At 70.0% G+C, this 24,398-nt stretch carries 23 protein-coding genes; 7 read left to right on the top strand and 16 right to left on the bottom strand.

Features of this window, described 5'->3' with window-relative positions:
* Position 1: 1 nt before the first annotated feature.
* The 8 genes from CGU35_RS17790 to CGU35_RS17755 all read right to left on the bottom strand — a co-directional run bounded on the left by CGU35_RS17790 (position 2) and on the right by CGU35_RS17755 (position 8,470).
* Positions 2-895, bottom strand: coding sequence for a hypothetical protein (locus CGU35_RS17790; protein WP_100812777.1), 894 nt, complete (start codon positions 893-895; stop codon positions 2-4).
* The gene (locus CGU35_RS17785; RefSeq protein WP_100812776.1) at positions 892-1,599 is read right to left on the bottom strand and encodes a response regulator transcription factor; all 708 of its coding nucleotides are present in this window, start codon (positions 1,597-1,599) and stop codon (positions 892-894) included. The genes CGU35_RS17790 and CGU35_RS17785 overlap by 4 nt, the downstream gene beginning before the upstream one ends.
* On the bottom strand, positions 1,587-2,873 hold the full coding sequence (locus CGU35_RS17780) for a sensor histidine kinase (RefSeq protein ID WP_100812775.1): 1,287 nt from the start codon (positions 2,871-2,873) through the stop codon (positions 1,587-1,589). The genes CGU35_RS17785 and CGU35_RS17780 overlap by 13 nt, the downstream gene beginning before the upstream one ends.
* A 146-nt stretch (positions 2,874-3,019) precedes the next feature.
* The gene (locus CGU35_RS17775; RefSeq protein WP_100812774.1) at positions 3,020-4,018 is read right to left on the bottom strand and encodes a cytochrome b/b6 domain-containing protein; all 999 of its coding nucleotides are present in this window, start codon (positions 4,016-4,018) and stop codon (positions 3,020-3,022) included.
* Between the two features lie 82 nt (positions 4,019-4,100).
* On the bottom strand, positions 4,101-5,270 hold the full coding sequence (locus tag CGU35_RS17770; protein ID WP_100812773.1) for a bifunctional 2-methylcitrate synthase/citrate synthase: 1,170 nt from the start codon (positions 5,268-5,270) through the stop codon (positions 4,101-4,103).
* A 2-nt stretch (positions 5,271-5,272) separates the two neighbouring features.
* Positions 5,273-6,175 carry a methylisocitrate lyase gene (prpB, locus tag CGU35_RS17765; RefSeq protein ID WP_100812864.1) on the bottom strand — a complete coding sequence of 301 codons (903 nt, stop codon included), beginning with the start codon at positions 6,173-6,175 and terminating at the stop codon, positions 5,273-5,275.
* A 121-nt stretch (positions 6,176-6,296) separates the two neighbouring features.
* Entirely contained in the window at positions 6,297-7,823 is a 1,527-nt protein-coding gene (locus CGU35_RS17760; protein WP_100812772.1) for an MmgE/PrpD family protein, read from the bottom strand.
* The gene (locus CGU35_RS17755; protein WP_100812863.1) at positions 7,820-8,470 is read right to left on the bottom strand and encodes a GntR family transcriptional regulator; all 651 of its coding nucleotides are present in this window, start codon (positions 8,468-8,470) and stop codon (positions 7,820-7,822) included. The genes CGU35_RS17760 and CGU35_RS17755 overlap by 4 nt, the downstream gene beginning before the upstream one ends.
* 183 nt (positions 8,471-8,653) lie before the next feature.
* Between CGU35_RS17755 and CGU35_RS17750 the strand changes: the two genes are divergently transcribed.
* From CGU35_RS17750 to CGU35_RS17725, 6 genes are all read left to right on the top strand, one after another.
* Positions 8,654-9,595, top strand: coding sequence for an ABC transporter ATP-binding protein (locus CGU35_RS17750; protein ID WP_100812771.1), 942 nt, complete (start codon positions 8,654-8,656; stop codon positions 9,593-9,595).
* The gene (locus CGU35_RS17745) at positions 9,592-11,226 is read left to right on the top strand and encodes an ABC transporter permease (protein WP_100812770.1); all 1,635 of its coding nucleotides are present in this window, start codon (positions 9,592-9,594) and stop codon (positions 11,224-11,226) included. The genes CGU35_RS17750 and CGU35_RS17745 overlap by 4 nt, the downstream gene beginning before the upstream one ends.
* Positions 11,227-11,235: 9 nt before the next feature.
* Positions 11,236-11,739 (top strand): GbsR/MarR family transcriptional regulator, encoded by a 504-nt coding sequence (locus CGU35_RS17740; protein ID WP_100812769.1) that lies wholly within the window; start codon positions 11,236-11,238, stop codon positions 11,737-11,739.
* Positions 11,740-11,871: 132 nt separating this feature from the next.
* The gene (locus CGU35_RS17735) at positions 11,872-12,693 is read left to right on the top strand and encodes a pyruvate, water dikinase regulatory protein (RefSeq protein ID WP_100812768.1); all 822 of its coding nucleotides are present in this window, start codon (positions 11,872-11,874) and stop codon (positions 12,691-12,693) included.
* A gap of 58 nt (positions 12,694-12,751) precedes the next feature.
* The gene (gene ppsA / locus CGU35_RS17730) at positions 12,752-15,142 is read left to right on the top strand and encodes a phosphoenolpyruvate synthase (RefSeq protein WP_100812767.1); all 2,391 of its coding nucleotides are present in this window, start codon (positions 12,752-12,754) and stop codon (positions 15,140-15,142) included.
* A gap of 58 nt (positions 15,143-15,200) precedes the next feature.
* Positions 15,201-15,734, top strand: coding sequence for a ribonuclease H family protein (locus CGU35_RS17725; protein ID WP_100812766.1), 534 nt, complete (start codon positions 15,201-15,203; stop codon positions 15,732-15,734).
* Between the two features lie 148 nt (positions 15,735-15,882).
* On the opposite strand, the gene CGU35_RS17720 is transcribed toward CGU35_RS17725, so the two are convergent.
* Positions 15,883-16,893 carry an aldo/keto reductase family protein gene (locus tag CGU35_RS17720; RefSeq protein WP_100812765.1) on the bottom strand — a complete coding sequence of 337 codons (1,011 nt, stop codon included), beginning with the start codon at positions 16,891-16,893 and terminating at the stop codon, positions 15,883-15,885.
* 197 nt (positions 16,894-17,090) lie between these two features.
* The gene (gene rlmN / locus CGU35_RS17715) at positions 17,091-18,347 is read right to left on the bottom strand and encodes a 23S rRNA (adenine(2503)-C(2))-methyltransferase RlmN (protein ID WP_100812764.1); all 1,257 of its coding nucleotides are present in this window, start codon (positions 18,345-18,347) and stop codon (positions 17,091-17,093) included.
* Positions 18,348-18,435: 88 nt separating this feature from the next.
* Between rlmN and CGU35_RS17710 the strand changes: the two genes are divergently transcribed.
* Complete coding sequence (locus tag CGU35_RS17710) at positions 18,436-18,855, top strand: GNAT family N-acetyltransferase (RefSeq protein WP_232711396.1); 420 nt, start codon at positions 18,436-18,438, stop codon at positions 18,853-18,855.
* Positions 18,856-18,869: 14 nt separating this feature from the next.
* Here the strand turns inward: CGU35_RS17710 and CGU35_RS17705 are convergent, their stop codons facing one another.
* From CGU35_RS17705 to CGU35_RS17680, 6 genes are all read right to left on the bottom strand, one after another.
* Positions 18,870-19,382 (bottom strand): NUDIX domain-containing protein, encoded by a 513-nt coding sequence (locus tag CGU35_RS17705; protein WP_100812762.1) that lies wholly within the window; start codon positions 19,380-19,382, stop codon positions 18,870-18,872.
* An 11-nt stretch (positions 19,383-19,393) separates the two neighbouring features.
* On the bottom strand, positions 19,394-20,233 hold the full coding sequence (locus CGU35_RS17700) for an SDR family oxidoreductase (protein ID WP_100812761.1): 840 nt from the start codon (positions 20,231-20,233) through the stop codon (positions 19,394-19,396).
* Positions 20,230-21,027: an enoyl-CoA hydratase/isomerase family protein gene (locus CGU35_RS17695; protein ID WP_100812760.1), complete on the bottom strand. Its 798-nt coding sequence runs from the start codon at positions 21,025-21,027 to the stop codon at positions 20,230-20,232. Before CGU35_RS17695 ends, CGU35_RS17700 begins: the two co-directional genes overlap by 4 nt.
* Positions 21,028-21,200: 173 nt before the next feature.
* Positions 21,201-21,962, bottom strand: a complete 762-nt coding sequence (locus CGU35_RS17690; RefSeq protein WP_100812862.1) for an SDR family NAD(P)-dependent oxidoreductase — start codon at positions 21,960-21,962, stop codon at positions 21,201-21,203.
* A gap of 108 nt (positions 21,963-22,070) precedes the next feature.
* Positions 22,071-22,886, bottom strand: coding sequence for an energy-coupling factor transporter transmembrane component T family protein (locus tag CGU35_RS17685; RefSeq protein ID WP_100812759.1), 816 nt, complete (start codon positions 22,884-22,886; stop codon positions 22,071-22,073).
* Positions 22,883-24,397, bottom strand: coding sequence for an ABC transporter ATP-binding protein (locus CGU35_RS17680; protein ID WP_232711386.1), 1,515 nt, complete (start codon positions 24,395-24,397; stop codon positions 22,883-22,885). Before CGU35_RS17680 ends, CGU35_RS17685 begins: the two co-directional genes overlap by 4 nt.
* Position 24,398: the final 1 nt, after the last annotated feature.

Raw genomic sequence — 24,398 nt, 5'->3', positions numbered from 1 at the left:
TTCAGTCGGCGCTGCGCAGGATGATCTGACCCGCCGACAGCTCCACCGCGATACGACTCGAAGCCGAGGCCGAGGTGTCCAGGCGGTTGTCGAGCTGGCCGGCCGAGACGCTCGACGTGAGGTCGTAGGCGCCCTCGGGCAGGGCCAGGTTCAGCGATCCCGCGCTGACGTTCACCTCGACGAGCCGCGGCTGCGACCCGTCGAATCGACCGTCGAGTCGACCCGCGCTGAGGGTGAGCTCGGCGGTCTGGACATCGGTCAGATCGAGGTCTGCGCGTCCGGCGCTGATGTCCGCACTCACCGTGCGCGCCGCACCCGAGACGTTGACCGCGCCGGCCCCGAGCTCGACATCGAGCTCGCCGTAACGACCCGATGCGTCGAGATCACCGGCCGAGACGGTGAATTGGGCGTCGAGCGCCCTGTTCTCGAGTTCGCGAGGCAGCGTCAGCGTGGCGCGGACGTTGCCGCCGAAGAGCCAGGCTCCACCGAAGGCCCAATCGGGCGACGACACGACGAGCTGATCCTCGTCGCGTTCGAGCGTCCACCGGGCGCTGCCCCACCCGCCGGTGACGTCGAGCGAGGCCGCGTCGACGTCCGCGTAGTCGATGCGGAGCGACCCCGCCGATACGTCGATATCGAGCTCGTCGACACCGGCGGCGTCGACGACCTGGGTCTCGGTGCGGACCGAGGCGGACGCGATCGTCGAGATCACGGTGCTTCCCACGAGCGCGAGGGCGATCACCCCACCGAGCGACGCGGTGAGGATCGCCACCACCTTGGCCGATTGTGCGGTCGATTGCGCGGCTGGCCGCGGGACCGGGCCGGATCCGTTCTCGGGCCCCGTCGGGGGTGCGGGCGGCGCGGGAGGGGCCGGGGGTGTGAGCTGGTCGGTCATCGGAGTGCTCCTGTCTGGGGGGCGTCCCCAAAGTTGGTGTCGCCGCGGTGCGCGGGGGTGCCGTGTTCGATGTGGGCGAGTGCGGCCAGCACGCGCCTATTGCCGGAATCGTCCTGCTCGAGATCGAGCTTCTGGAAGACGGCCGTGATGTGCTTCTCGACGCTGCCCTCGCTGACGTGCAGCGCACGGGCGATGGCCTGGTTCGAGTTGCCCTCGGCGATGAGCGAGAGCACCGAGCGTTCGCGTTCGGTGAGCCGGCGCATCCGTTCGTCCCGGCGACGACGCCCGAGCAGCTGCGCGACGACCTCGGGGTCGAACACGGTGGCTCCGGCGCCGATGCGGGCCACCGTCTCGAGGAACTCGGTGACATCGGCCACGCGGTCCTTCAACAGGTAACCCAGGGCCCCGCCCTCCCCCGCGATCAGGTCGGTCGCGTAGCGCTCTTCGACGTACTGCGAGAGCACGAGCACCGGCAGATCGGGGTGCGCCGCGCGCAGGCGCAGCGCGGCGCGGATGCCCTCATCGGTGAACGTCGGCGGCAGCCGGACGTCCAGGATGCAGAGCTCCGGCGCATCCGTCACCACCCGCTCATCCAGCTCTGCCGCGTCGGGAAGGGCCGCGACGACGGTGTGACCGGCATCCTCGAGCAGTCGCACGAGTCCCTCGCGCAGCAGGACCGAGTCCTCGCAGATCAGGATGCGCACGGCACACTCACCTCTACGGTCGTCGGTCCGCCGGCCGGGCTGTCGAGGCGGAACGAACCGCCCGCCCCGATCACCCGCTGCGAGATGCCGTCGATGCCCCCGCCCGGGGTGACGTGCGCACCGCCGATGCCGTTGTCTTCGACGCGGGCCCACAGCATCCCGCCCTCGCGTTCGCGGACGAGAACTCGCACCTCGCTCGCACGTGAGTGCTTGGCGGCGTTGGTCAGCGACTCGGCGATGACGAAGTAGGCGGCGGCCTCGGCCGTCTTGCTGCATCGCGCGGTCAGGCGCACGTCGAGCACGACCGGGATGTGCGAGCGCGAGGCGAGGGCCGACAGTGCCGCGTCGAGGCCGCGATCGTCGAGGACGGAGGCGTGGATGCCTCGGGCGAGCTGCCGCAGCTCGGTGATCGCCGCCTTGGTCGACGTGTGCGCCTCGGCGATGAGCGCCTTCGCGGCCGCCGGGTCGTCGTCGACCTTCTGCTGGGCGAGCCCCAGGGTCATGCCGACCGAGACGAGCCGGGGCTGAACCCCGTCGTGCAGGTCGCGCTCGATCCGCGTCCGCTCGACCTCGGCCGCCCGAACGGCACCCGCGCGCTGCACGTTGGAGGTGCGTGCGGCCTCGACGAGCTGCGCCTCGCGGGAGGGAACGAGGATCGACCGCGCGATGACCCCCTGCAGGATGGCCAGGCCCACGATCGCCGCGAGTGAGAAGATCGCCGCGATGATGCCGGTGGGAACGGCCCACGCGACGCCGACCTCGACGCCCGTGTTGCCGAGCGGAACCGTTTCGACGTCCGCGAAGAGGGGCGCGAACGCCAGCACGACTCCCGAGGTGAGCAATCCGAGGAATCCCAGCACGATCAGGCCGAGAACCGTTGCGATCGCGGCGTTCGCAACGGCGCGCCACATCCCCGCGTCGATGAACTGGAGCCAGATCGTGTGGAGGAACCCGCCGAACCCGGTCTTGGCGCTCCTTCGGGCGCGACGGGCGGGAAGGCCGAGTTCGTAGAGGCCGTCGATGCGCGCCGTCTCGAGCCATCCGATCGCGAAGAGCGAGTAGACGAACGCGAGCAGGAAGATCAGGCCGATGCCGACGACGAGCACGAGGCTCAGGCCGACGCTCAGCAGGGTGATCAGGATCGTGAAGACGACCGGACCGACAATGCCGAGGGTGACGAGGTGGAGGGCCGAGAGCGACACACGCCCCGGTGAGGCGATGGGCGACCGGCTGGGTGCGGCGGTGGCCGGGGCGGTCAGGGCTGTGCTGGACATAGGTCCACGGTAGGCCTGGGCCTGCGCGGCGCGCGCCCGAGGCATCCGGAAACTCCTCGGGGGGATAACCCCCGGACGGGCCGGCCGCCGACCCTCGCCGCCGAAACACCCATCTGCGGCGAAACACCCTGTGGCGGCGGGCGACGTCAGCGGGACTTGACCTTGCCGAACAAGCGGGCGATGGGCACGATCACGACGGGACGCGCCGCGACCCACGCGGCGACGATCACGGCCGTCGAGGCGGCGAAGATCCAGAAACCGGCCCAGCCGAGCCCATCGTTTCCGGCGTACATGTGGTTGAGGTTGCGCAGCGCCCCGGTCGCGAAGACGAGGGTGACGTGCACGACGATGAACACCACGAAGTACAGCATCACCGGGAAGTGCAGGGCCCGCGCCCACTCGATCGGGAAAGCCCGGTTCAGGGTGGCGGTGTTCTTCGGCCAGACCCCCGACATCCGCACTCCCGTGACGGCGGCGAGCGGCGCCGCGACGAACACCGTCGTGAAGTACGCCAGCTGCTGCAGGCTGTTGTAGTTCGCCCAGCCGCTCTCGGTCGGCCAGTTCAGCGACACGTACTGCAGCGCCGCCGAGAGGGCGTTCGGGAAGACCTCGAGGCTCGTCGGCACGAGGCGCACCCAATGCCCGGTCACGAACAGCAGCACCACGAAGATCACGCCGTTGACGAACCACAGCAGGTCGAGGGCGTTGTGGAACCACAGGTTCAGGCTGATGCGGCGCTTCTTGTTGGAACGCGGCGACCAGAACGCGGCCGGACGCTTCTCGGTGCGAACCTGCCACCCCGTGCGGATGATCAGCACCATCAGGAAGACATTGAAGAAGTGCTGCCACTGCGCCCACGCGGGAAAGCCCGGCGCGACGGCCACCGTCGGCGCGTACGCGCCGGGATAGGTCGCCAGGAACGCCCGGACCTCGTCGAGGCTCACGATCCAGCGGGCCAGCGCGATGATCATGCCCGTCGCGAAGAGAACCGCGATGGCGCCGCCGGTGACGGCGAGCAACCACTGGCCACGCGTCAGACCGCGAATGCGGCGGGGCGGCGGCTGCGTCGTTGGTCGGCGGGCAGCCCGATTCGACGCCGCGACCCCCGGCCATGCCGTGCGGGTGAACGGCAGCGGCATCTTCATGGGGCCCACTCCTTCCGCTCGAGTCTATTCGGCGGACCCCGTCTTCCCCCGCGGCATCAGCCGTGCCGGCGGGGGACCTCGCTCAGCCGGCCTCGGCCGCCCGCTCGGCGACCGCGAGCTCGGCCTCGCTCGGCACATAGCCCTCGATGTGACGCTCGTCGACCCCGTTGTACGCCGACAGCGGGCGGATGAGGGCGTTGGAGGCGGTCTGCTCGATGATGTGCGCGGTCCAGCCCGTCACGCGTGAGGCGACGAACAGCGGCGTAAAGGTGGGGGTGTCGAATCCGATCAGGTGGTACGACGGCCCGGACGGGTAGTCCAGGTTCGGGTAGATGGCCTTGCGGGAGACGAACTCGCTCTCGAGCGCGTCGTAGAGCGCCGCGAGGTCGGTCGCGCCGTAGTGCTCGATGAGGGTGTCGAGCGCCGTCTTCATGGTCGGGACGCGCGAATCGCCCTTCTTGTAGACGCGGTGCCCGAAACCCATGATCTTCTTCTTGTTGGCGAGGGCGTCGTCGAGCCACGGCACGACGTTCTGGGCGCTGCCGATCTCGTCGAAGATGTGCATGACCGCCTCGTTCGCTCCGCCGTGCAGCGCGCCCTTGAGCGCACCGATCGCGCCGACGACCGCCGAGTACAGGTCGGCCGTCGTGCTCGTGATCACGCGCGCGGTGAACGTGGAAGCGTTGAACGAGTGCTCGGCGTACAGGATCATCGACACGTTGAACGCGTGCGCGACGACCTCGTCGGGCTCTTCGCCGAACGTCATCCAGAGGAAGTTGCGCGAGTAGTCCAGGTCGGCGCGCGGCGGCACCAGCTCCTGCCCGCGGCGGCGGCGCTGGTCGTAGGCGACCATGGCCGGGATCTTGGCGAACAGCAGCTTCGCCTTCGCCAGGTCAGCGGCGGGCGAGTTGTCGGCGACGTCCGCCGCGGCCGCGCCGAACATCGAGACCGCGGTGCGCACGACGTCCATCGGGTGCGAGTCGAGGGGCAGCAGGTCGATCGCCCGCTTCACGTTCTCGTCGAGGTCGCGCTGCGAGCGCTCGAACGTCTCGAACTCGGCGAGCTGCGAGGCATCCGGCAACTCTCCGTGCCACAGCAGGTAGGCGACCGCCTCGAACGGCTGGGTCGCCGCCAGCTCTTGCACCGGGTAGCCGCGGTACAGCAGCGAGTTCGTCTCGGGATTGACCTTGCTGACGGCCGTGTAGTCGACCGTGACTCCGGCCAGGCCCTTCTTGATGTCGATATCGGTCATGGTCACTCCTTCGTGATGGTGAAGTTGAAGACGCTGGTGTCGAAACGGTTGTACTGCTCGTAGTCGATCAGGTCGTACAGGTCGGCGCGGTGCTGCATCTCGTCCAGCTTTCCGGCGAGGTGCCCCTCATCGTTCAGCGTGTCGAGGGCGCGACCCGCCGCGCCCATCGCGATGCGCAGCAACGATACGGGCCAGATGACGATGTTCACGCCGACGTCCCGCAGCTGGTTGCTCGAGAAGAGCTCGCTCTTGCCGAACTCGGTCATGTTGGCCAGGATCGGCACGTCGACCGCGGCCCGCATCGCCGCGAACTCCTCGAGCGTGCGCATCGCCTCGGGGAAGATCGCGTCGGCGCCCGCGTCGACGAGCGCCTTCGCGCGGTCGATCGCGGCGTCCATCCCCTCGACGGCGCGGATGTCCGTGCGCGCCATCACCAGGAAGTTCGGGTCGCGGCGTCCATCCACCGCGGCTCGGATGCGCTTGATCGCGGTGTTCTCGTCGACGACGGCCTTGCCGTCGAGGTGCCCGCAGCGCTTCGGGTTGATCTGGTCCTCGATGTGGGCGCCGGCCAGGCCCGCGTCCTCGAGCGTCTGGATCGTGCGGGCGACGTTCATCGGCTCGCCAAACCCCGTGTCGGCGTCGATGATCGCGGGCAGCTCGGTCATCCGGGCGATCTGCTGACCCCGCCCGGCGACCTCGGTGAGGGTCGTGAGCCCGATGTCGGGTAGCCCGAGATCGGCGGCGAGGACGGCGCCCGAGATGTAGACGCCCTCGAAGCCCTTGCGCTCGATCAGCCGGGCGCTCAGGGGGTTGAACGCGCCGGGGAAGCGCAGCAGCTCGCCCGTGGCGAGGCGCTCGCGGAACAGGCGGCGCTTCTCGGCGGCCGGGGTCGTGGCGTACAGCATCAGCGGCTTCCCTCCGCGGCGTCGCGTGCACAACGTCGGCATTCGGCTTTCGAGGCGGTCGATCGGGGCGCGGTCGAGCGCGCTGTGGCACGGATCTGCGACGTTGTGCTCACGGTCGCCATCAGAAGAGCCCCCTCGGGGCCGGGGCAGACTCGAGCACACCCGGCTTCGCGACGATCGTGAGTTCCCGAACCTCGTCCGCGGTCAACTCGGGCAGCCGCTCGGCAAGAGCGAGGAACCGCTCGATCTCGGCCGCCTCGAGCACAGGCTCGGCGAGCAGGCGGAACTTGCGCACGTAGTCCGCGCGCGCGAACGGGCGGGCGCCGAGCGGATGCGCGTCGGCCACCGCGATCTCGTCCTCGATGACCGTGCCATCCGTGAGGGTGATCACGACGCGTCCCCCGAAGGCCTTCTCGTTCGGATCCTCGGAGTGATAGCGGCGGGTCCACTCGGCGTCCTCGGCGGTCGTGATCTTCTGCCACAGCGCCACGGTGTCGGGGCGCTGGGCGCGCTCGGGGGTATACGAATCGACGTGGTGCCATCCGCCGTCCTGGAGCGCGACGGCGAAGATGTACGGGATCGAGTGGTCGAGGGTCTCGCGGGAGGCCGTGGGGTCGTACTTCTGCGGGTCGTTCGCCCCCGAGCCGATCACATAGTGCGTGTGGTGGCTCGTGTGCAGCACGATGCTCTCGATCATCGCGGCGTCGGCCAGCTCGGGGCGGGCCTCGTGGAGCTTGCGAGCCAGGTCGATCCAGGCCTGCGCCTGGTATTCGGCCGAGTGCTCCTTCGTGTACGAATCGAGGATGCCGCGCTTGGCCTCACCCGGAGCGGGGAGCGGAACGTCGTACGACGCATCCTTTCCGTCGAGGAGCCACGCGATCACGCCGTCCTCGCCCTCGTAGATGGGCGACGGGCTCGTCTCACCGCGCATCGCACGGTCGACGGCCTCGACCGCCATCTTGCCGGCGAAGGCCGGGGCGTGCGCCTTCCATGTCGAGATCTCGCCCTTGCGGCTCTGCCGCGTGGCCGTGGTCGTGTGCAGCGCCTGCGCGACGGCCTGGTAGATGGTGTCGGCGTCGAGGTCGAGCAGCGTGCCGATGCCCGCGGCTGCCGAGGGGCCGAGGTGGGCGACGTGATCGATCTTGTGCTTGTGCAGCGAGATCGCACGCACCAGGTCGATCTGGATCTCGTACCCCGTCGCGAGTCCGCGGACGAGCGCGGCGCCATCCGCGCCGACGTGCTGCGCGACCGCGACGATGGGCGGGATGTTGTCACCCGGATGCGAGTACTCGGCGGCGAGGAAGGTGTCGTGGTAGTCGAGCTCACGGACGGCGACGCCGTTCGCCCACGCCGCCCACTCGGGGCTCGTCCGGCGCTCGATCGCGCATCCGAAGATCGTTGCCCCGCTTCCGTTCGCCGAGACGGCGTGGTCGAGGGCCTGCTGCCGCGCGGCACTCACCGGGGCGCGGGTCAGCGACGCCGCGGCGACGGCGGCGTTGTCGATCACACGGTTGATGATCATGTCGACGACCTCGGGCTCGACCGCCACCGGGTCGGTGGCGACCTGGGCGATCTTCCAGGCCAACTGGCCTTCGCGGGCGAGGTTCTCGTCGCTGCGGTGGACGCGAACGTGGTGGAGCTGTGTCATGAGGTGCCTTCCGGAGAGGAGTCGGGGATGTTGGCGAGCGCGCTCTGCAGGGCATTGTGCAGGTGTACGTGCGTCGCGTGGGCGGCGAGATCGGCATCGCGCGCCGCGAGCGCAGAGGCGATGAGACGGTGCTCGGCGGCGGACGCCGCGAGTCGGTCGGGGTTGTCGCGCGCGAGGCGCCTGACGCGCACCAGGTGCGTGCGGACGTTTCGGAGCGCGGCGGTGAGGAACTCGTTGGCAACCGCGTCGTCGAGCTGACGGTCGAAGCGTGCGATGAGCCCGTAATAGTCCTCGACATCGCCGCTCCCCGTGAGGTCCGCGTCGCCGAAACGACGCGCGAGCTCGGCGAAGGTCGCCGCATCTCCCCGTTCGGCGGCGAGGCGTGCGGCCGTCTCTTCGAGCGCGCGGCGCACTTCGAAGAGGGCACGGATGTCGGCGGTGTCGATCGCCGCGACCACGGTCACCCGCGGTGATTGCTGCACGACGAGGCCGTCGGCGGCGAGCCGGCCCAGTGCTTCGCGGAGGGGGGTGCGGCTGACGCCCAGCCGGGTGGACTGCTCGACCTCCGCCAGAACTGCGCCGGGCGGAAGGATGCCGTCCTGAATCTCGCGGAGGAGGGTCGCGTAGGCGCGGTCACTGGCTCGCACGACTCGCACCTCCCTGGACGTTGTTTCGTCATTGTATACATAAAGACCTCGACGGCGCGATAGTCAGTCACTCAATCGACCTTGCGTATACAAAAAGCCGCGACCAACGCCCGCCCCGCATGACCCCGTCGCACATCGTCGAGGAGTATTCACAATTTCATGAAACGGGTGTAACTTCGCAGCATGTCTGCTGCCATCTCCTCTGTCGTCTCCACGCGTGGCCTGACGAAGCACTACGGTCGGGTTCGAGCCCTCGACGGACTCGATCTCGATGTCGGCGCGGGCCAGATCCACGGCTTTCTCGGACCCAATGGAGCCGGCAAGTCCACGACCATCCGGGTGCTCCTGGGACTCGCCCGCGCAACGTCGGGCGAAGCATCCGTCTTCGGGCTCGACCCGTGGCGGGACTCCGTCGCGATCCACCGGCGCGTGGCTTACATCCCTGGCGACGTGAGCGTCTGGCCGAACATGTCCGGAGGCGAGGCGATCGACCTGCTCGCCAGACTGCGCGGGGCGAATCGGCGCGACCCCACGGTCCGAGCCGAGAGGGAACGACTCGAGGCCGCGTTCGAATTCGACCCCCGCAAGAAGGGCCGCGCCTACTCGAAGGGGAACCGGCAGAAGGTCGCGCTCATCGCCGCCCTCTCGACTCCCGCCGACCTGTACATCTTCGACGAGCCGACCAGCGGACTCGACCCACTCATGGAGGTCATGTTCCGCCGCGAGATCGCGCGGGTCCGGGATGCGGGGGCGACGGTCCTGCTCTCGAGCCACATCCTGTCCGAGGTCGAGCATCTGTGCGACCGCGTGTCCATCATCCGGGCCGGACAGATCGTCGAGACGGGCACGCTGGCGCAGCTGCGCCACCTCACGCGCACCGAGGTCTCGTTCGAGGCACCGTCCCCGATGCCGCCGGGCGAAGAGGTGTTCCCCGGCGCTCACGACCTCGTCATCGAGGACGGGCGCGTGCGCTTCACGGTCGACTCCGACGCCGTGACGGACGTGCTCCCCGAACTCGCTCGCCGCGACGTGCAGGGGCTGCACATCGCTCCCCCCTCGCTCGAGGAGCTCTTCCTGCGCCACTACGGCGAGCGCAGCGCGACGCGGGTCGGCACTCCCCGATGAACGGGATCGGCGCGCTGCTCGGGCAGCGCATCCGGCGGGATCGCCTGCAGGTGGCGATGTGGACGATCGGCACGGCGCTGCTCGCCTTCTTCGCCAGTGTGGGCGTCGCGGAATCGTACGGAACCACGCAAGACCGCACGTCCCTGCTCGCTGCCGCGATCGCCAACCCCGTCATCCTGCTGTTCCGCGGCCTGCCCTCCGGCGCCGACGAGGGCGCCTTCATCACCTTCCTGATCCTGCCGTGGCTCTGCCTGCTCGCGGCGTTCATGAGCACCTTCCTCGCCGTCCGGCACACCCGGGGCGACGAAGAGGCGGGGCGTGCGGAGATGCTCGCGGCGACGCCCGCATCGCGATTCTCTCCGGTCATCGCCACCATCGTCCATGGCACGCTGTCGAACGTGCTGCTCGCGATTCTCGTCGCCACGGGCTTCATCGCGGCGGGGCTCGGCCCGGCGGGCTCGATCCTCGCGGGCGCCGCAACCGGCTCCGTCGGATTCGTCTTTCTCGGTGTCGGGCTCATCGCGAGTCAGCTCTTTCGCACGTCCCGTGCTGCCAACGCGGTTTCGGTGTGGACGCTGCTGGCGCTCTTCCTCGCCGCCGGAATCGGCAATGCACTCGGCACCCCGAGCGATGACCTGCAGCGCATCGACAGCTCGGCCCTCACGTGGCTCTCGCCCTTCGGATGGGCCGAGAACACCCGACCCTTCGCCGAGAACAACGCCCTTCCGCTCGCTCTCGCGGCCGCAGTGGCTCTGACGCTCATCGCGGGGGCCGTGCTCGCGCAGAGCGCCCGCGACCTGGGCGAGAGCTTCATCGCCGAGCGAGCGGGCCGCGTCGAAGCATCCGGCGCGCTCTCGACGCCGATCGCTCTCGCATGGCGACTCTCGCGTGGCGCCGTGGTCGGCTGGGCCGTCGGCGGCCTCGTCGTCGGAGCACTGTCCACCTCGCTCGCATCGATCGTGGCCGAGGTCGGGTCCACGAACCCCACGGTCGAGGCGATGCTCGAACAGATCGCGGGTGCGGGCAACATCGAGCAGGGGACGGTGACGATCTTCTTCACGATGCTCGGCGTCCTCGCCGCGTGCGCCGCCGTGCAGACCGTCTGCCGAGCCCGGCAGGAGGAATCACAGGGAACCGCCGAGATGCTGCTCGCGACACCCGTCCACCGCGTCCGGTGGCTCGCCGGATATCTCCTGATCGGGTTCGTCGCGATCGTGGCGGTCGTGGGCGCGGGTGCCATCGGGGCGGCGCTCGGGATCGGCGGGCAGGCGGTCAACGGTGAGGGCGGGGATTTCGCCCTGATGCGCGACGTCGCCGTGGTCGGCGGAGGGCAGATCGCCGCGGCATCCGTCTTCCTCGTCGTCACGGCCCTGATCTTCGTCGCTCTACCGCGTGCCACGATCGCTCTCGGCTGGACGCTGGTGCTGCTCGGTATGGTGCTGGGGTTGTTCGGCCCCCTGTTCGGCTTCCCCGCCTGGCTCACCGACCTCTCGCCCGTGGGTATCGCTCCGCTCATCGAGGGCGACACCGTGGATGCGCGTGGGCTGTGGTGGCTGCTCGGCGCCACCACCGTCGGGGCGGTCGGGTCGCTCGGCCTCATGCGGCGCCGGGAACTCGCGACCGGCGGATAGATTCGAATCATGGACCATCCCGGGACCGAGGCGGCCGAGCAGGCCGCCGCGATGCTGGCCGCAGCGGGGATGCCGCGGATGCCCGCGCGCGTCATGATGGCGCTCGTGGGATCTCCGGACGAGGGGTACACGGCCGCCGATCTGGCGGACCGGCTGGGCGTGTCGGCCGCCGCGGTCTCGGGCGCGGTGCGCTACCTCGTCTCGATGCGCCTCATCCAGCGCCTCCCCCGGCCGGGCGACCGACGTGATCGCTACGATCTGGTCGACGATGCCTGGGCCGACATGATCACGGTCAACGCTCCCCTCTACGCGAACCTGGCCGCCCAGATGGACGCCATCGCCCGCGAGAACGTCGACGCTCCCCTCTCGGTCGATCGCGCTCGCGACACCGCGGACTTCTTGCGCTATCTCGCCGAACGGATGCCTCGCCTCGCCTCCGAATGGCGTGCCGAACGCGCGACGAGCTCGTCCGCCACGCGCGACGAGGTGCCGGACGACGAGCGGCGCGCATAGGCGAGCCGCTCGCCCCTTCCTGCCGATCGCATAATTTCCCCGAAACTTTCGACTCGTTTTGCCGCTGATTGAGGCAGAACTTTCGTAGGTTCGATCTCTAAGGCGCAACCGCGCCCGAGAGAGAGCACCGACGTGAGCCCATCGCAGCCGGACCGCACGGCGTTCTTCGTGTCGGACAGCACGGGAATCACGGCCGAGACCCTCGGCAACGCACTCCTCGCCAACTTTCCGGGCGTCACGTTCGCACGTCGAACGCTTCCGTTCATCGACTCCGTACCGGCCGCACAGGCCGTGGTCCGCGACATCGAGGCCGCGGGCGCGGCGGGGGCCGAGCCGATCGTCTTCAGCACCGTGAAGGGGCATGAGCTCGGAGCCACGATCCGGGCGGCGCGCGCAACGCACATCGACCTGCTGAGCGGGCACCTCACCGAGCTCGAGGGCGCGCTCGGCACGACGGCATCCGAGCAGCTCGGGCAGTTCCACACCGTGGGCGACACCGAGCGCTACTTCGCGCGCATGCGAGCCGTCGAGTACGCCATCGAACACGATGACGGCCAGAGCTTCCGCGCGCTCGACCAGGCGGACGTCGTCATCGTCGCCCCCTCACGCTGCGGCAAGACTCCGACGACCATGTACCTGGCCCTGCAGTACGGCCTGCTCGTGGCGAACTACCCCTTGACCGATGACGACTACCCGACCGAGGGCCTGCCTCGCGAACTCGAGCGCTACCGGACGCGCTGCTTCGGCCTGACCACCACGCCGCTCCGGCTCAGCCAGGTGCGCCACGAGAGGCGCGCCAACTCGACCTACGCCAGCCTCGCCCAGTGCACCCTCGAGCTGCGCCGCGCCGAGGACCTCTACCGGCGCGCGCACATCCCGTTCGTGAACTCCTCGACCAAGAGCGTGGAAGAGATGTCGGCCGTCATCATGCAGTCCCTCCGCCTCCGCCCCTGACCACGTCCTCCCATTGACCGGCGCAACTCGCGCGATCACCCCTCCGAAAGGTCCTCGCATGACGAACATCCTCTGGTTCGACCAGGTCGGCATGGCCGACGTCGCCCGCGTCGGCGGCAAGAACGCATCTCTCGGCGAGATGGTCTCGCACCTGTCAGCACTCGGCGTGAAGGTGCCCGGCGGGTTCGCGACGACGGCCGATGCCTACCGCTCGTTCCTCACGGCCGACGACCTGGAGGGACGCATCCGCAGGCGGATCGATGCCGTCGATGTCGAGGACATCGCGGGGCTCGCCGCGGCCGGGTCCGAGATCAGGACGTGGATAGAAGAGCAGGCGCTGCCGGAGGACATCGAGCGAGACATCCGCGCGGCGTACGAGCGTCTCACGGGCGACGCCGGCGATGCCGGGGGCGAAGAGGTGACGTGGGCGGTGCGATCGAGCGCCACCGCCGAGGATCTGCCCGACGCGTCCTTCGCGGGTCAGCAGGAGACGTTCCTCAACATCTCGGGCATCGACAACGTGCTGGGCGCCATCCGTTCGGTCTTCGCCTCGCTCTACAACGACCGCGCCATCGCCTACCGTGCGCATAACGGTTACGAGCACCACGACGTCGCCCTCTCGGCCGGTGTGCAGCGGATGGTGCGCTCGGACCTCGGCGCCGCGGGCGTCATGTTCACGGTCGACACCGAGTCGGGTTTCGACGGCGCCGTGTTCGTCACGAGCTCGTACGGGCTCGGCGAAGCCGTCGTGCAGGGAGCGGTCAATCCCGACGAGTTCTACGTGTCGAAGGTGGCGCTGGCCGCGGGACGGCCCGCGATCCTCAAGCGCTCGGTGGGCGAGAAGGCCATCGCGATGCGCTACACGAACGACCGGCACGCCGGCGCGAGCACCGCGTTCGTCGACGTGCCGGTGGCCGACCGCATCCGCTTCTCTCTCAGCGATGACGACATCACCGAACTGGCCCACCACGCGCTCGTGATCGAGCAGCACTACGGCCGGCCGATGGACATCGAGTGGGCCAAGGACGGTATCGACGGCGGGCTCTACATCGTGCAGGCCCGGCCCGAGACCGTCGTCTCGCGGACGGATGTCGGAGTCATCCGCCGCTTCGTGCTGAACGACTCGGGCGAGGTCGCCGTCGCGGGTCGCGCCATCGGGCAGCGGATCGGATCCGGACCCGCACGCGTGCTGCGGGACGTCTCGCAGATGGATGCCTTCCGCCCCGGCGAGGTCCTCATCGCGGACATGACGGACCCCGACTGGGAGCCGATCATGAAGCGGGCGAGCGCGATCGTCACCAACCGCGGCGGCCGCACGTGCCACGCCGCCATCATCGCGCGCGAGCTCGGCATCCCCGCGGTCGTCGGCACGGGCGATGCCACGCGGGTGATCGCGGACGGCGACGAGGTCACGGTCTCGTGCGCCGAGGGCGACACCGGGTTCGTGTACCGCGGACTGCTCGACTTCGAAGAGCAGTTGACGCACCTGGACCGGATGCCGAAGGCACCCGTGAAGATCATGATGAACGTCGGCACGCCCGACCAGGCGTTCTCGTTCTCTCGCCTGCCGAACGACGGCGTCGGCCTCGCGCGCCTGGAGTTCGTGATCAACCGGCAGATCGGCATCCACCCGCGAGCCCTGCTCGAGTTCGACACGCTTCCGGCGGATCTGAAAGAGCAGATCGGCACCGCTACGGCCGCCTACGCGTCTCCGCGGGATTACTTCGTGCAGCGCGTCGCCGAGGGGATCTCGATGATCGCGGCCGCGTTCTGGCCCGAGCCCGTCATCGTGCGCCTCAGCGACTTCAAGTCGAACGAATACGCCAACCTGCTGGGCGGCGACCGCTACGAACCACACGAGGAGAACCCGATGCTCGGCTACCGCGGAGCATCGCGGTACATCTCGCCCGACTTCCGTCCCTGCTTCGACATGGAGTGCGAGGCGCTCCGGCACGTGCGGGACGAGATGGGGTTCTCGAACGTGCAGATCATGGTTCCGTTCGTCCGCACGGTCGGCGAGGGTCACGCTGTCGTCGAGCTGCTCGCAGAGAACGGTCTGCGGCGGGGCGAGCGGGACCTCAAGGTCATCATGATGTGCGAGCTGCCCTCGAACGCCCTGCTGGCGGACGATTTCCTCGACTACTTCGACGGGTTCTCGATCGGCTCGAACGACATGACGCAGCTGACCCTCGGGCTCGACCGCGACAGCTCGCTCGTCGCGTCGACATTCGACGAACGCGACCCGGCGGTGCGGAAGATGCTGTCGATGGCGATCGCCGCCTGCCGGGCGCGCGGCAAGTACGTCGGCATCTGCGGCCAGGGCCCGTCGGACCATCCGGACCTCGCCGAATGGCTCGTCGAAGAGGGGATCGATTCGATCTCCCTCAATCCCGACACGGTCGTCGAGACCTGGATCCGACTGGCCGGGGCGGCGACCCCGGCGGTGTGAGCGGCGGCGCCGGCGCCGGCGTGCCAGACCGACCCCGCACGCCGGTAGCCTTGCCCGAGTGACCGAATCCTCTCGCTACATCGTCGCGACCGACGGCGCGTGCAAGGGCAATCCGGGACCGGCGGGCTGGGCGTGGGTCGGCGAGGACGGTCACTGGGCAGCGGGCTCGATCCGCGAGGGCACCAACAACATCGGCGAGCTGCTCGGGCTGCTGAAGGCGATCGAAGACCACCCCGACGTGGCCGAACTCGTCGTGCAAGCGGACTCGAAGTACGCGATCGATACGTACACGAGGTGGATGGACGGGCACCGGCGCCGCGGGTGGAAGACCTCGACCGGCGCGCCGACGAAGAACGTCGACATCCTCGAGCAACTGATCTCTGCACGCGATGCCCGCCGCGCGGCGGGGATGCCGGATGTCGTACTCGAGCACGTCCGCGGGCATTCGGGTCACGTGCTCAACGCGTGGGCGGACGAACGCGCCGTGCGCTCGTCGGAGCATGCGCAGAACGGCGTCGAGAGCGCCTGGTCCTCCCTCGGCGGCCTGCATCCCCGGCTCGACGTGTCGGTCGCGCCGAAGAACGGGCGCTGACCACCTCACCGAGCCCACCGAGAGCGCCGGGAGCGTCGAGCCCGCCGGTTATCGTCGAGCGCGCCGCTCGCCCGCCGTGATCGACGGGCGGAGTCGGCAGCAACCGGCGGACTCGGCCGAACGCAGCGCTACCGGGACGGCGAGTCCGCTACGGGCGGGACTTCGGCGAGACCTCGAGGGTCTGGGCCGGGTCGGTCACCGCGACGGGCGCGAGGGCGGTGTCGATCGCGGCCATCGTGTCGGCGTCGAGCACGACACCGGATGCCTTGACCGAGTCCTCGAGCTGCTCGGGGCGCGACGCCCCGACGAGAGCGGCCGCGACGTTCGGGTTCTGCAGCACCCAGGCGATCGCGAGCTGCGGCATCGTCAGGCCCGCCTGCTCGGCGACCGGCTTCAGCTTCTGCACGGCGGACAGCACGTCGTCGTCGAGGAAGCGCTTGATGAAGTTCGCGCCGCTCTTCTCGTCCGTGGCACGCGAACCCGCGGGCGCCGCCTGGCCCGGCAGGTACTTGCCGCTGAGGACGCCCTGAGCCATCGGCGACCAGACGATCTGCGAGATCCCGAGCTCTTCCGACGTCGGGACGACGTCGGCCTCGATCACGCGCCAGAGCGCGGAGTACTGCGGCTGGTTCGACACGAGCTGGAACTTCAGCTCCTTCGCGAGCGCGTGGCCCGCGCGAAGCTGGTCGGCGGTCCACTCCGAGACGCCGATGTAGAGCGCCTTGCCCTGGCGGACGATGTCGGCGAAGGCCTGCATCGTCTCTTCCAGCGGCGTCTCGTAGTCGTAGCGGTGCGCCTGGTACAGGTCGACGTAATCGGTCCCGAGGCGTTCGAGCGAACCGTCGATCGATTCCATGATGTGCTTGCGGCTGAGGCCGGAGTCGTTCGGTCCCTTGGGCCCGGTCGGCCAGTAGACCTTCGTGAAGATCTCGAGCGACGCGCGCCGCTGCCCCTTGAGCGCCTCGCCGAGGACGGACTCCGCGGCGGTGTTGGCGTAGGCATCCGCGGTGTCGAATGTCGTGATGCCGAGATCCAGCGCCTTGTGGACCGTCGCGATGGCCGCGTCGTTCTCGACCTGCGAGGCGTGCGTCACCCAGTTCCCGTACGTGATCTCCGAGACCTTGAAGCCGCTGTTGCCGAGGTAGCGATAATTGACCATTCGTCTACGCTAACCCGCGCGCGAACCCCTGAGGCGGACATGTCCATTCCCCACGAGACCGGCCCCGTGCCCGCGCGCGTGCGTCGGCTCGTGGGCGGCGCGGAGGTACAGGCCGTGTGTGTCAACAGTCGTGGGGGCACGACCTATCGAGCCGATGGCCTACTACCGCGACCTGTGGAACGCGACGTGACGAGCGACTACGGGGTCGCGGCGGCCGCGGCCTCGTCGTCGACCGTCGCGACGAGCTGACCGCACGCCCCGTCGATCTCCTTGCCGCGCGTGTCGCGGAGCGTCGTCGGTATGCCCGCGTCGTTCAGTCGGCGGACGAACTCGTTCTGCACCGACTTCTCGGACGCGGTCCAGATCGACCCGGGCGTCGGGTTGAGCGGGATCGGGTTGACGTGCACCCAGCCCCGGCCCCGCGCGTTGAGCTTGTCGGCGAGCAGATCGGCCCGCCAGGCGTGGTCGTTCATGTCCTTGATCAGCGCGTATTCGATCGACACGCGGCGGCCGGTCTTCTCGAAGTAGGTGCGGGCCGCGTCGAGCGCCTCATCGACCTTCCAGCGCGAGTTGACCGGGATCAGCTCGTTGCGCAACACGTCGTCGGGCGCGTGCAACGACAGCGCGAAGGTCACGGGGATGTCTTCCGCGGCCAGCTTCAGGATGGCCGGGACGAGACCGACCGTCGAGACCGTGATGCCGCGGGCGCTCATGCCGAGGCCCTCGGGTTGCGGCGCGACCATGACGCGCACGGCCTGCATGACGCGCGCGTAGTTGGCGAGCGGCTCGCCCATCCCCATGAAGACGATGTTGCTGACCCGCTCCATGCTGTGGTCGTCGGAGCGCTTGCCGCCGAGCTCACCCGCCGCGATGAGTGCGTTGGCCCGGACGATCTGCTCGACGATCTCGGCCGCGGACATGTTGCGGGTGAGCCCCGCCTGCCCGGTCGCGCAGAACGGGCAGTTCATGCCGCAGCCCGCCTGCGACGAGACGCACAGCGTGATCCGCCCCGGGTAGCGCATCAGGACGGACTCGACCAGCGCGCCGTCGTGCAGCTTCCAGAGGAACTTGATCGTGTCGCCGCCGTCGGTCTGCAGACGCCGGACCTCGGTCAGCAGGGGCGGGAGGAAAGCCGACACGAGCTCTTCGCGACGCTCGGACGGCAGGTCGGTCATGAGCGCCGGGTCAGAGGTGTGATGACGGAAGTAGTGCGTCGCGATCTGCTTGGCACGGAAGCCCGGCAGGCCGAGCTCCTTCGCCCGCGCGACGCGCGCCTCGGGCGTGAGGTCGGCGAGGTGCACCGGGGGCTTGCCCCGTTTGGGGCTCGCGAACTGCAGCAGCGGCCGGCCCGAGGCATCCTTCTGCTGCTGCCATCCCTCCGTCGCCGGACGCACCTGGCGCACGGGACCCGGCCCCGTCGGGCGGACGGGGGACTCGGGAGGCAGGGAGGTCATGATTCCAGGCTACGGGACGACTACCGTGGAAAAGGTGAGTGAGGACATCGCCGTACGGCCCATCCGCCCCGAGGACGCGGGCGAGGTGATGACACTGCAGCGCGCGGCCTTCGTGCAGGAGGCCCTCATCTACGGCACCCCAAACATGCCACCGCTCACCCAGACGCTCGCCGAGGTCGAGTCCGAGCTGCAGCAGAACGACGGATGCGTGGCGCACCTCGGGTCCCGCATGGTCGGTGCCGTCCGCGCCCGGCGCGACGGGGACCTGCTCCTGATCGGTCGGATCGCGATCGCCCCCGACCAGCAGGGGCAGGGGATCGGATCGCGCCTTCTGGCCGCCGTCGAGGCGGCGGGCCGCGACGCGGGGGCCACGGAGGCGGAGCTGTTCACGGGATCGCTCAGCGAGGCCAACCTGCGGTTGTACGAGCGCGAGGGTTACGTCGAATCCGAGCGGGTGGACGGCGACGACGGCATCCAGCAGGTGTTCCTGCGCAAACGCCTGAGCTGAGCCTCGCGCGACCCTCAGCGCTCGCCCGACACGTCCCCGAGGTGACGGGTCAGGGCCTCGAGGGCGGGTCGCTGGCCGCGCACCAGGAGCGATGCCGCGGCCGCCGCATCGGTCCACCGCGCGTCGTCGACCTCCGGGAACTCGACCGTGCGGCCGGAGCGCGGCGGCCACTCGAGCTCGAAGGTCCCGTAGCTGAACGCCTCCGGCGCGAAGTCCGCACCGTCCCCCACGAAGACGGTGATGCGCTTGCCGGAGGCGTACGGGAACGTCCCGAGTTCGGCGTATGCGACGTCGGGAGCCTCGACGCCGAGCTCTTCGCGGAACTCGCGTCGCGCGGCATCGAGGGCGGACTCCGCATCCGGATCGAACTCGCCCTTGGGGATGGTCCACGCACCGTCGGTCTTCTTCGCCCAGTAAGGCCCGCCCATGTGCGCGATCAGGACCTCGAACGACGGCACGTCACCGTGCGACATCCGCTCGTCGCCGGTGATCCGGTACAGCAGGATGCCGGCGCTCATCACGGGCATGCGTGGCCGACTCAGTCGAGGAAGATGTCGGGGAAGAGCCGATCATCCGGCGTGCCGGGAACCGCGGCATAGCCCGAGAAGTCGGTGACCCCGCTCTCTTCGAGCACGTCCTCGACGATCAGCGAACGGCCCGAGTTCTCGCGCGAGGGCGCCGTGAGCACGAGGTACGCGGCGTCGGCATAGATCTCGGGGATCCGGCTCGCGGCCATCACCCGATCGCCGCCGAGCAGGTTCTGCACCGCGGCCGTCGCGATCGTCGTGCGCGGCCACAGCGTGTTCGCCGCGATGCCGTCGGCCGCGAATTCCGCGGCCAGACCCAGCGTGACCATCGTCATCCCGAACTTCGACAGCGTGTAACCGGTGTGCGCGCCGAGCCAGCGCGGCGAGGGGTTGAGCGGCGGCGACAGCGACAGGATGTGCGGGTTGCTGCTTTCGCGGAGCAGGGGAACCGCCGCACGCGAGAGCATGAAGGTGCCCCGGACGTTGACGTCCTGCATGAGGTCGTACCTCTTCGGCGACAGGTCGAGAGAGCCCGACAGGTCGATCGCGCTGGCGTTGTTCACGACGATGTCGATGCCGCCGAACTCGCCCGTCGTCTTCAACACGGCCTCGGTGATGTCGTCGTCGGTGCGGACGTCGCCGACGATCGCGAGCGCGTGCCCCCCAGCCTCGCGAATGCGCTCCGCGGCCGAATGCACCGTGCCCTCGAGATTCGGATGCGGGGTGTCGGTCTTGGCGAGAAGGGCGACGTTGGCGCCATCCGCTGCGGCGCGAAGGGCGATCGCGAGCCCGATTCCGCGACTGCCGCCCGACATCAGGATGGTCTTGCCGGCGAGGGTGCGGTCGGTCATGAGGTCTCCTTCGGAGCTGCGGGGCGTGCTGACGGACGGACGGATGCCGCGGCGAACGCGGCGACGCGGGCTCGGGCATCGGGGGTGTCGAACGCGGCGCCGATCGTGCGCGCCTCGTCCGCGAGGTTCTCGGCGAACGACCGCCGGGCGCCCGCTCGCACCAGTCGCTTGGCCTGCCCGAACGCCGCGGTCGCGCCGCCCAGCCAGAACCGGGCGATCTCTTCGCCGCGGGCCGCCGGGTCTGCGGCGACCTCCGTCACGAGGCCCCACTCGAGCGCCGTCGCGGCATCGATCGTGAGGTCGGCAAGCAGCATCCGCAGGGCCCGCGTCTGGCCGACGGCCGCCGGGAGCAGGGTCGACACCGAAAGGTCGGGGGTCAGACCGATATTGGCGTACTTGCTGACGAACCGGGCGCCCTCGCCGGCGACGATGTAATCGGCCGTCAGCATGAGTCCGAGCCCGCCGCCCGCGACGGCGCCCTGCACGATCGCGACGACCGGCTTGTCGGACTCGACGAACGCGCGGATGCCCTCGTGGATCGTTTGGGCGGCTGCGGTCACGTCGGCACCGGCGGCGCCCGAGGTCGCCATCTCGACGACGTCTCCCCCGGCGCAGAAGGCCGGGCCCGCGGCATCCAGGATCACGGCACCGACCGTCGGGTCGGCGGTGATCTCGCGCGCGAGGTCGCGCCAGCGGGTGCCCATCTCGAACCCCATCGCGTTGAGCGACGCGGGACGGTTCAGGGTCAGCCGCGCGAGCGCGCCGTCGCGGGCGTAGCGGATCGAATCACTCATGGACGGGTCCTCCCCCGATTCGTGGGTACGCCTCCCGGTTGATGCGTGCACAGCGTCGCATGGGTCGATGAACGGCGGGGCGCGCACCGAGACGATCCGCGGGTCCCACCCGGTGCGGTGCCGGATAGGCGACGGTGTGCACAGCGCGTCCACGCCTCTGCCGCGTCTGGCACTCATCTGGGCGCCATCCGGATCGCGCCGTCGAGGCGGATCGTCTCGCCGTTGAGGTAGCCGTTGTCGACGATGTGCGCCACCAGGGCCGCGAACTCGTCGGGTCGCCCCAGGCGGGGCGGGAACGGAACCTGTGCGCCGAGCGAGTCCTGCGCCGCCTGCGGCAACCCGTGCAGCATCGGGGTCTCCATGATGCCCGGGGCGATCGTGCAGATCCGGATGCCGTAGCGGGCGAGCTCGCGCGCGATCGGCAGCGTCATCGCGTGCACCCCGCCCTTGCTCGCGGAGTAGGCCGGCTGCCCGATCTGGCCGTCGAAAGCGGCGACGCTCGCCGTCGTGACGATGACACCACGTGCGCCCGAAGCATCCGGTTCCGTTGCGATCATCGCCGCGGCGGACTGCGCGATGACGTTGTAGGTGCCGACGAGGTTGACGCGCACCGTGCGTTCGAAGTCCTCGAGGGGCGTGGGGTTTCCGTCCCGGTCGAGCAGCTTCGCGGCCGTCGCGATCCCGGCGCACGCCACGACGACCCGCAACGGGGCGAGAGCGGATGCCTCGGCCACAGCGGCCCGCACGTCGGAGACGCTCGTGACGTCCGCGGCGGCGAAGACACCACCGAGTTCGGCCGCCACCTCGACGCCGCGCGACGTCGGGAGGTCCACGATCGTGACGAGCGCACCATCGGCGGCCAGGCGCCGTGCGGTGGCAAGACCCAGCCCGCTCGCCCCGCCCGTGACGAGGGCTCCCGCTCTTTCGGCCTGCATGCGCTCCCCTTCGAACGACGCCATGCGTCCGCATCCGGACGCCCTGAGATCCGGTCCCACTTTACGCGACACGGGGTCCCCGCCACCCGTCCGTCCCCGCGGCGCGGGTCAGGCGGGGCCGAGGATGAAGTTCCAGCTGCCCGTCGCCACCGCGACCGAGATCGCCGTCGCCGAGATGGCGGCACCGGCGGTCACGAGCACCCACTCGGGCGCACCCCACCGCGACGGGCGGGCCCAGGTGCGGGGCACGGGGTGACCGTCGGCGTCGACGATCCGGCCCCCGAAACCGCGCGCCTCCATCGCCGTCGCGAGCTTCGACCCGCGCCGGATCGACAGGACGAACAGCGCGAACGCCATGCCGAGGGTGCGCCGCACCCGCCCGGCATCGGCGACGCCGCGGGCGCGGCGAGCGAGCGCCAGCGCGCGCCAGTCGTCGCCGAGCAGTCCGAGCAGACGCATCCCGGCGAGCGCGCCGAGCACGAAGCGCGCGGGCAGGTGCACGAGCTGCGCGAGTCCGTCGGCGAGGTCCGTCGGATCGACCGTGACGAAGAGCACCACCCCGGGCAGAGCGATCGCGAGCACGCGGAAGAACGTCGCGAGGGCCAGTTCGAGCGATCCGTCGCTCACACGCACGAACAGCCACTCGAAGTAGACGGCCCCGGATGGCGCACCGTACAGGGCGATCGTCAGCGCCGTGAGCGGAGCGGCGATCCAGACGGGCAGCGTCCGCAGCCAGAACTCGCGCCAGCGCAGACCCGACAGGGCGAAGAGCACCAGCTCCAGGAGCAGTGCCGTGGCCGCCGAGACTGCGTCGATCGTCAGCACCAGCGGAACGGCGATCAGCAAGGCCGCGGCGAGCTTCGCCACCGGGTTGATGGTCGCGATCGGTCCCGTGCGCACGCGGGACGCGACCGGCGCGCTCATGCCGTCCCTCGCAGATCGAAGCGACGGGCGTGCAGCGCATCGAGAACCCCGGGGTCGTGGGTGACGACGACCACGGCCGTGCCCTCGTCGCGCAGCTCGGCGATGATCGCGACGAGCTCGGCCCAGGTCACGGCATCCTGACCGAACGTCGGTTCGTCGAGCACGATGACCCGCGGGCGCGTCGCCAGCGTGGCCGCGACCGTCAGCCGCCGCTTCTCGCCACCGGACAGCGTGTACGGGTTCGCGTCGGCCAGCCGATCGAGCCGCAGTCGCACGAGCAGATCGTCGACCCGGCGCGCGATCTCGTCGTCGGGTAGACCGAGGGAACGAGGCCCGATCTCGAGCTCGCCGCGCACCGTGGTCGCGAGCAGCTGGTGCTCGGGCTCTTGGAAGACCGCGCCGATCCGGGTCAGCAGCGCGCGCGACGACCACTTCAGCGGATCGCGCTGAGCAGAATCGGCGAGGGCGCGGGATGCCTCGACTCGGCCGCCCACGGCGGGCAGCAGGCCCGCCAGGGTCAGCGCGAGGGTGGACTTGCCGGCACCGTTCGACCCGGTGATGCCGAGCACCTCCCCCGAGCGCACGTCGAGGCTCACGGGTCCGGCCACGGGCACGCCCTTCACGCGCCCGGCCGTCAGATCGCGCGCCTCGAGCACGGCGGGGCCCGGGGCGAGCACGGGAGGTGCGGGATGTCGCGGAGGGATGCCGGGAACCCAGACGCCACCCGCGGCCAGACGTGGCCCGAGGGCACCCAACACATCGTCGGGCGCGCCATCCGCTATCACCCCGACCCCGCCGGAACCCTCGCGGTCGTCCTCGGACCCGGACCGCTCGCCGAGCACGATGACGCGCTCGACGAGCGGCAACCACACATCGATCCGGTGCTCGACGATGACGAGCGTCGCGCCGGTCCGCTCGGCGACTCGCGTGACCGCGTCGCGCACCTCGCGGACACCCTCGGGGTCGAGGTTGGCCGTCGGCTCGTCGAGCAGGATGAGTCCCGGGCGCATGGCGAGCACCCCCGCGAGCGCGAGGCGCTGCTTCTGCCCGCCCGACAGTTGCGAGGTGGACCGATCGAGCGGCACATCCAGGCCCACCGCGTCGAGCGACTCGCGTACCCTGCGCCAGATCTCTTCGCGCGGGATGCCGAGGTTCTCGGCGCCGAACGCCACATCGTCCCCCACGCGCGCGAGGATCGCCTGACTGTCGGGGTCTTGCAGGACGAGCCCGGCCCTCCCCGCGGCGCGAGCCGCGGGGAGGGTGTCGATCGTGAGCTCACCGCGCGACTCGCCCTCGTCGTCGCCCCCGAGCACCCCGGCGAGCGCGTGCAACAGCGTGGACTTGCCCGCCCCGGATGCGCCCAGCAGCAGGACGCGCTCACCGGGCTCGATGCGGAACGAGGCATCCGTCACCGCCCATCCGAGACGCGAGGCGAAGCGCCAGCCCCAGCCCCGCGCCTCGACCGCCGCGGGGCGGAGGGGGGCGACGGATGCGATCGAAGGATCGACCACG

This window comes from Microbacterium sp. BR1, assembly GCF_002812725.1.
Taxonomy (GTDB): Bacteria; Actinomycetota; Actinomycetes; order Actinomycetales; family Microbacteriaceae; genus Microbacterium.
The sequence above is the reverse complement of the archived record's forward strand: the minus strand, read 5'-3'. Positions and strand labels throughout refer to the sequence as shown.

Excerpts from the sequence above, each read along its gene's own strand:
- CGU35_RS17740 (WP_100812769.1), top strand. The coding sequence starts at position 11,236 with ATGGACCATCCCGGGACCGAGGCGGCCGAGCAGGCCGCCGCGATGCTG.
- CGU35_RS17790 (WP_100812777.1), bottom strand. The coding sequence starts at position 895 with ATGACCGACCAGCTCACACCCCCGGCCCCTCCCGCGCCGCCCGCACCC.
- CGU35_RS17690 (WP_100812862.1), bottom strand. The coding sequence starts at position 21,962 with ATGCAGGCCGAAAGAGCGGGAGCCCTCGTCACGGGCGGGGCGAGCGGG.
- CGU35_RS17710 (WP_232711396.1), top strand. The coding sequence starts at position 18,436 with ATGACACTGCAGCGCGCGGCCTTCGTGCAGGAGGCCCTCATCTACGGC.
- CGU35_RS17700 (WP_100812761.1), bottom strand. The coding sequence starts at position 20,233 with ATGACCGACCGCACCCTCGCCGGCAAGACCATCCTGATGTCGGGCGGC.
- CGU35_RS17720 (WP_100812765.1), bottom strand. The coding sequence starts at position 16,893 with ATGGTCAATTATCGCTACCTCGGCAACAGCGGCTTCAAGGTCTCGGAG.
- CGU35_RS17770 (WP_100812773.1), bottom strand. The coding sequence starts at position 5,270 with ATGACCGATATCGACATCAAGAAGGGCCTGGCCGGAGTCACGGTCGAC.
- rlmN (WP_100812764.1), bottom strand. The coding sequence starts at position 18,347 with ATGACCTCCCTGCCTCCCGAGTCCCCCGTCCGCCCGACGGGGCCGGGT.
- CGU35_RS17695 (WP_100812760.1), bottom strand. The coding sequence starts at position 21,027 with ATGAGTGATTCGATCCGCTACGCCCGCGACGGCGCGCTCGCGCGGCTG.
- CGU35_RS17760 (WP_100812772.1), bottom strand. The coding sequence starts at position 7,823 with ATGACACAGCTCCACCACGTTCGCGTCCACCGCAGCGACGAGAACCTC.
- CGU35_RS17750 (WP_100812771.1), top strand. The coding sequence starts at position 8,654 with ATGTCTGCTGCCATCTCCTCTGTCGTCTCCACGCGTGGCCTGACGAAG.
- prpB (WP_100812864.1), bottom strand. The coding sequence starts at position 6,175 with ATGCTGTACGCCACGACCCCGGCCGCCGAGAAGCGCCGCCTGTTCCGC.
- CGU35_RS17745 (WP_100812770.1), top strand. The coding sequence starts at position 9,592 with ATGAACGGGATCGGCGCGCTGCTCGGGCAGCGCATCCGGCGGGATCGC.
- CGU35_RS17705 (WP_100812762.1), bottom strand. The coding sequence starts at position 19,382 with ATGCCCGTGATGAGCGCCGGCATCCTGCTGTACCGGATCACCGGCGAC.
- CGU35_RS17685 (WP_100812759.1), bottom strand. The coding sequence starts at position 22,886 with ATGAGCGCGCCGGTCGCGTCCCGCGTGCGCACGGGACCGATCGCGACC.
- CGU35_RS17780 (WP_100812775.1), bottom strand. The coding sequence starts at position 2,873 with ATGTCCAGCACAGCCCTGACCGCCCCGGCCACCGCCGCACCCAGCCGG.
- CGU35_RS17775 (WP_100812774.1), bottom strand. The coding sequence starts at position 4,018 with ATGAAGATGCCGCTGCCGTTCACCCGCACGGCATGGCCGGGGGTCGCG.
- ppsA (WP_100812767.1), top strand. The coding sequence starts at position 12,752 with ATGACGAACATCCTCTGGTTCGACCAGGTCGGCATGGCCGACGTCGCC.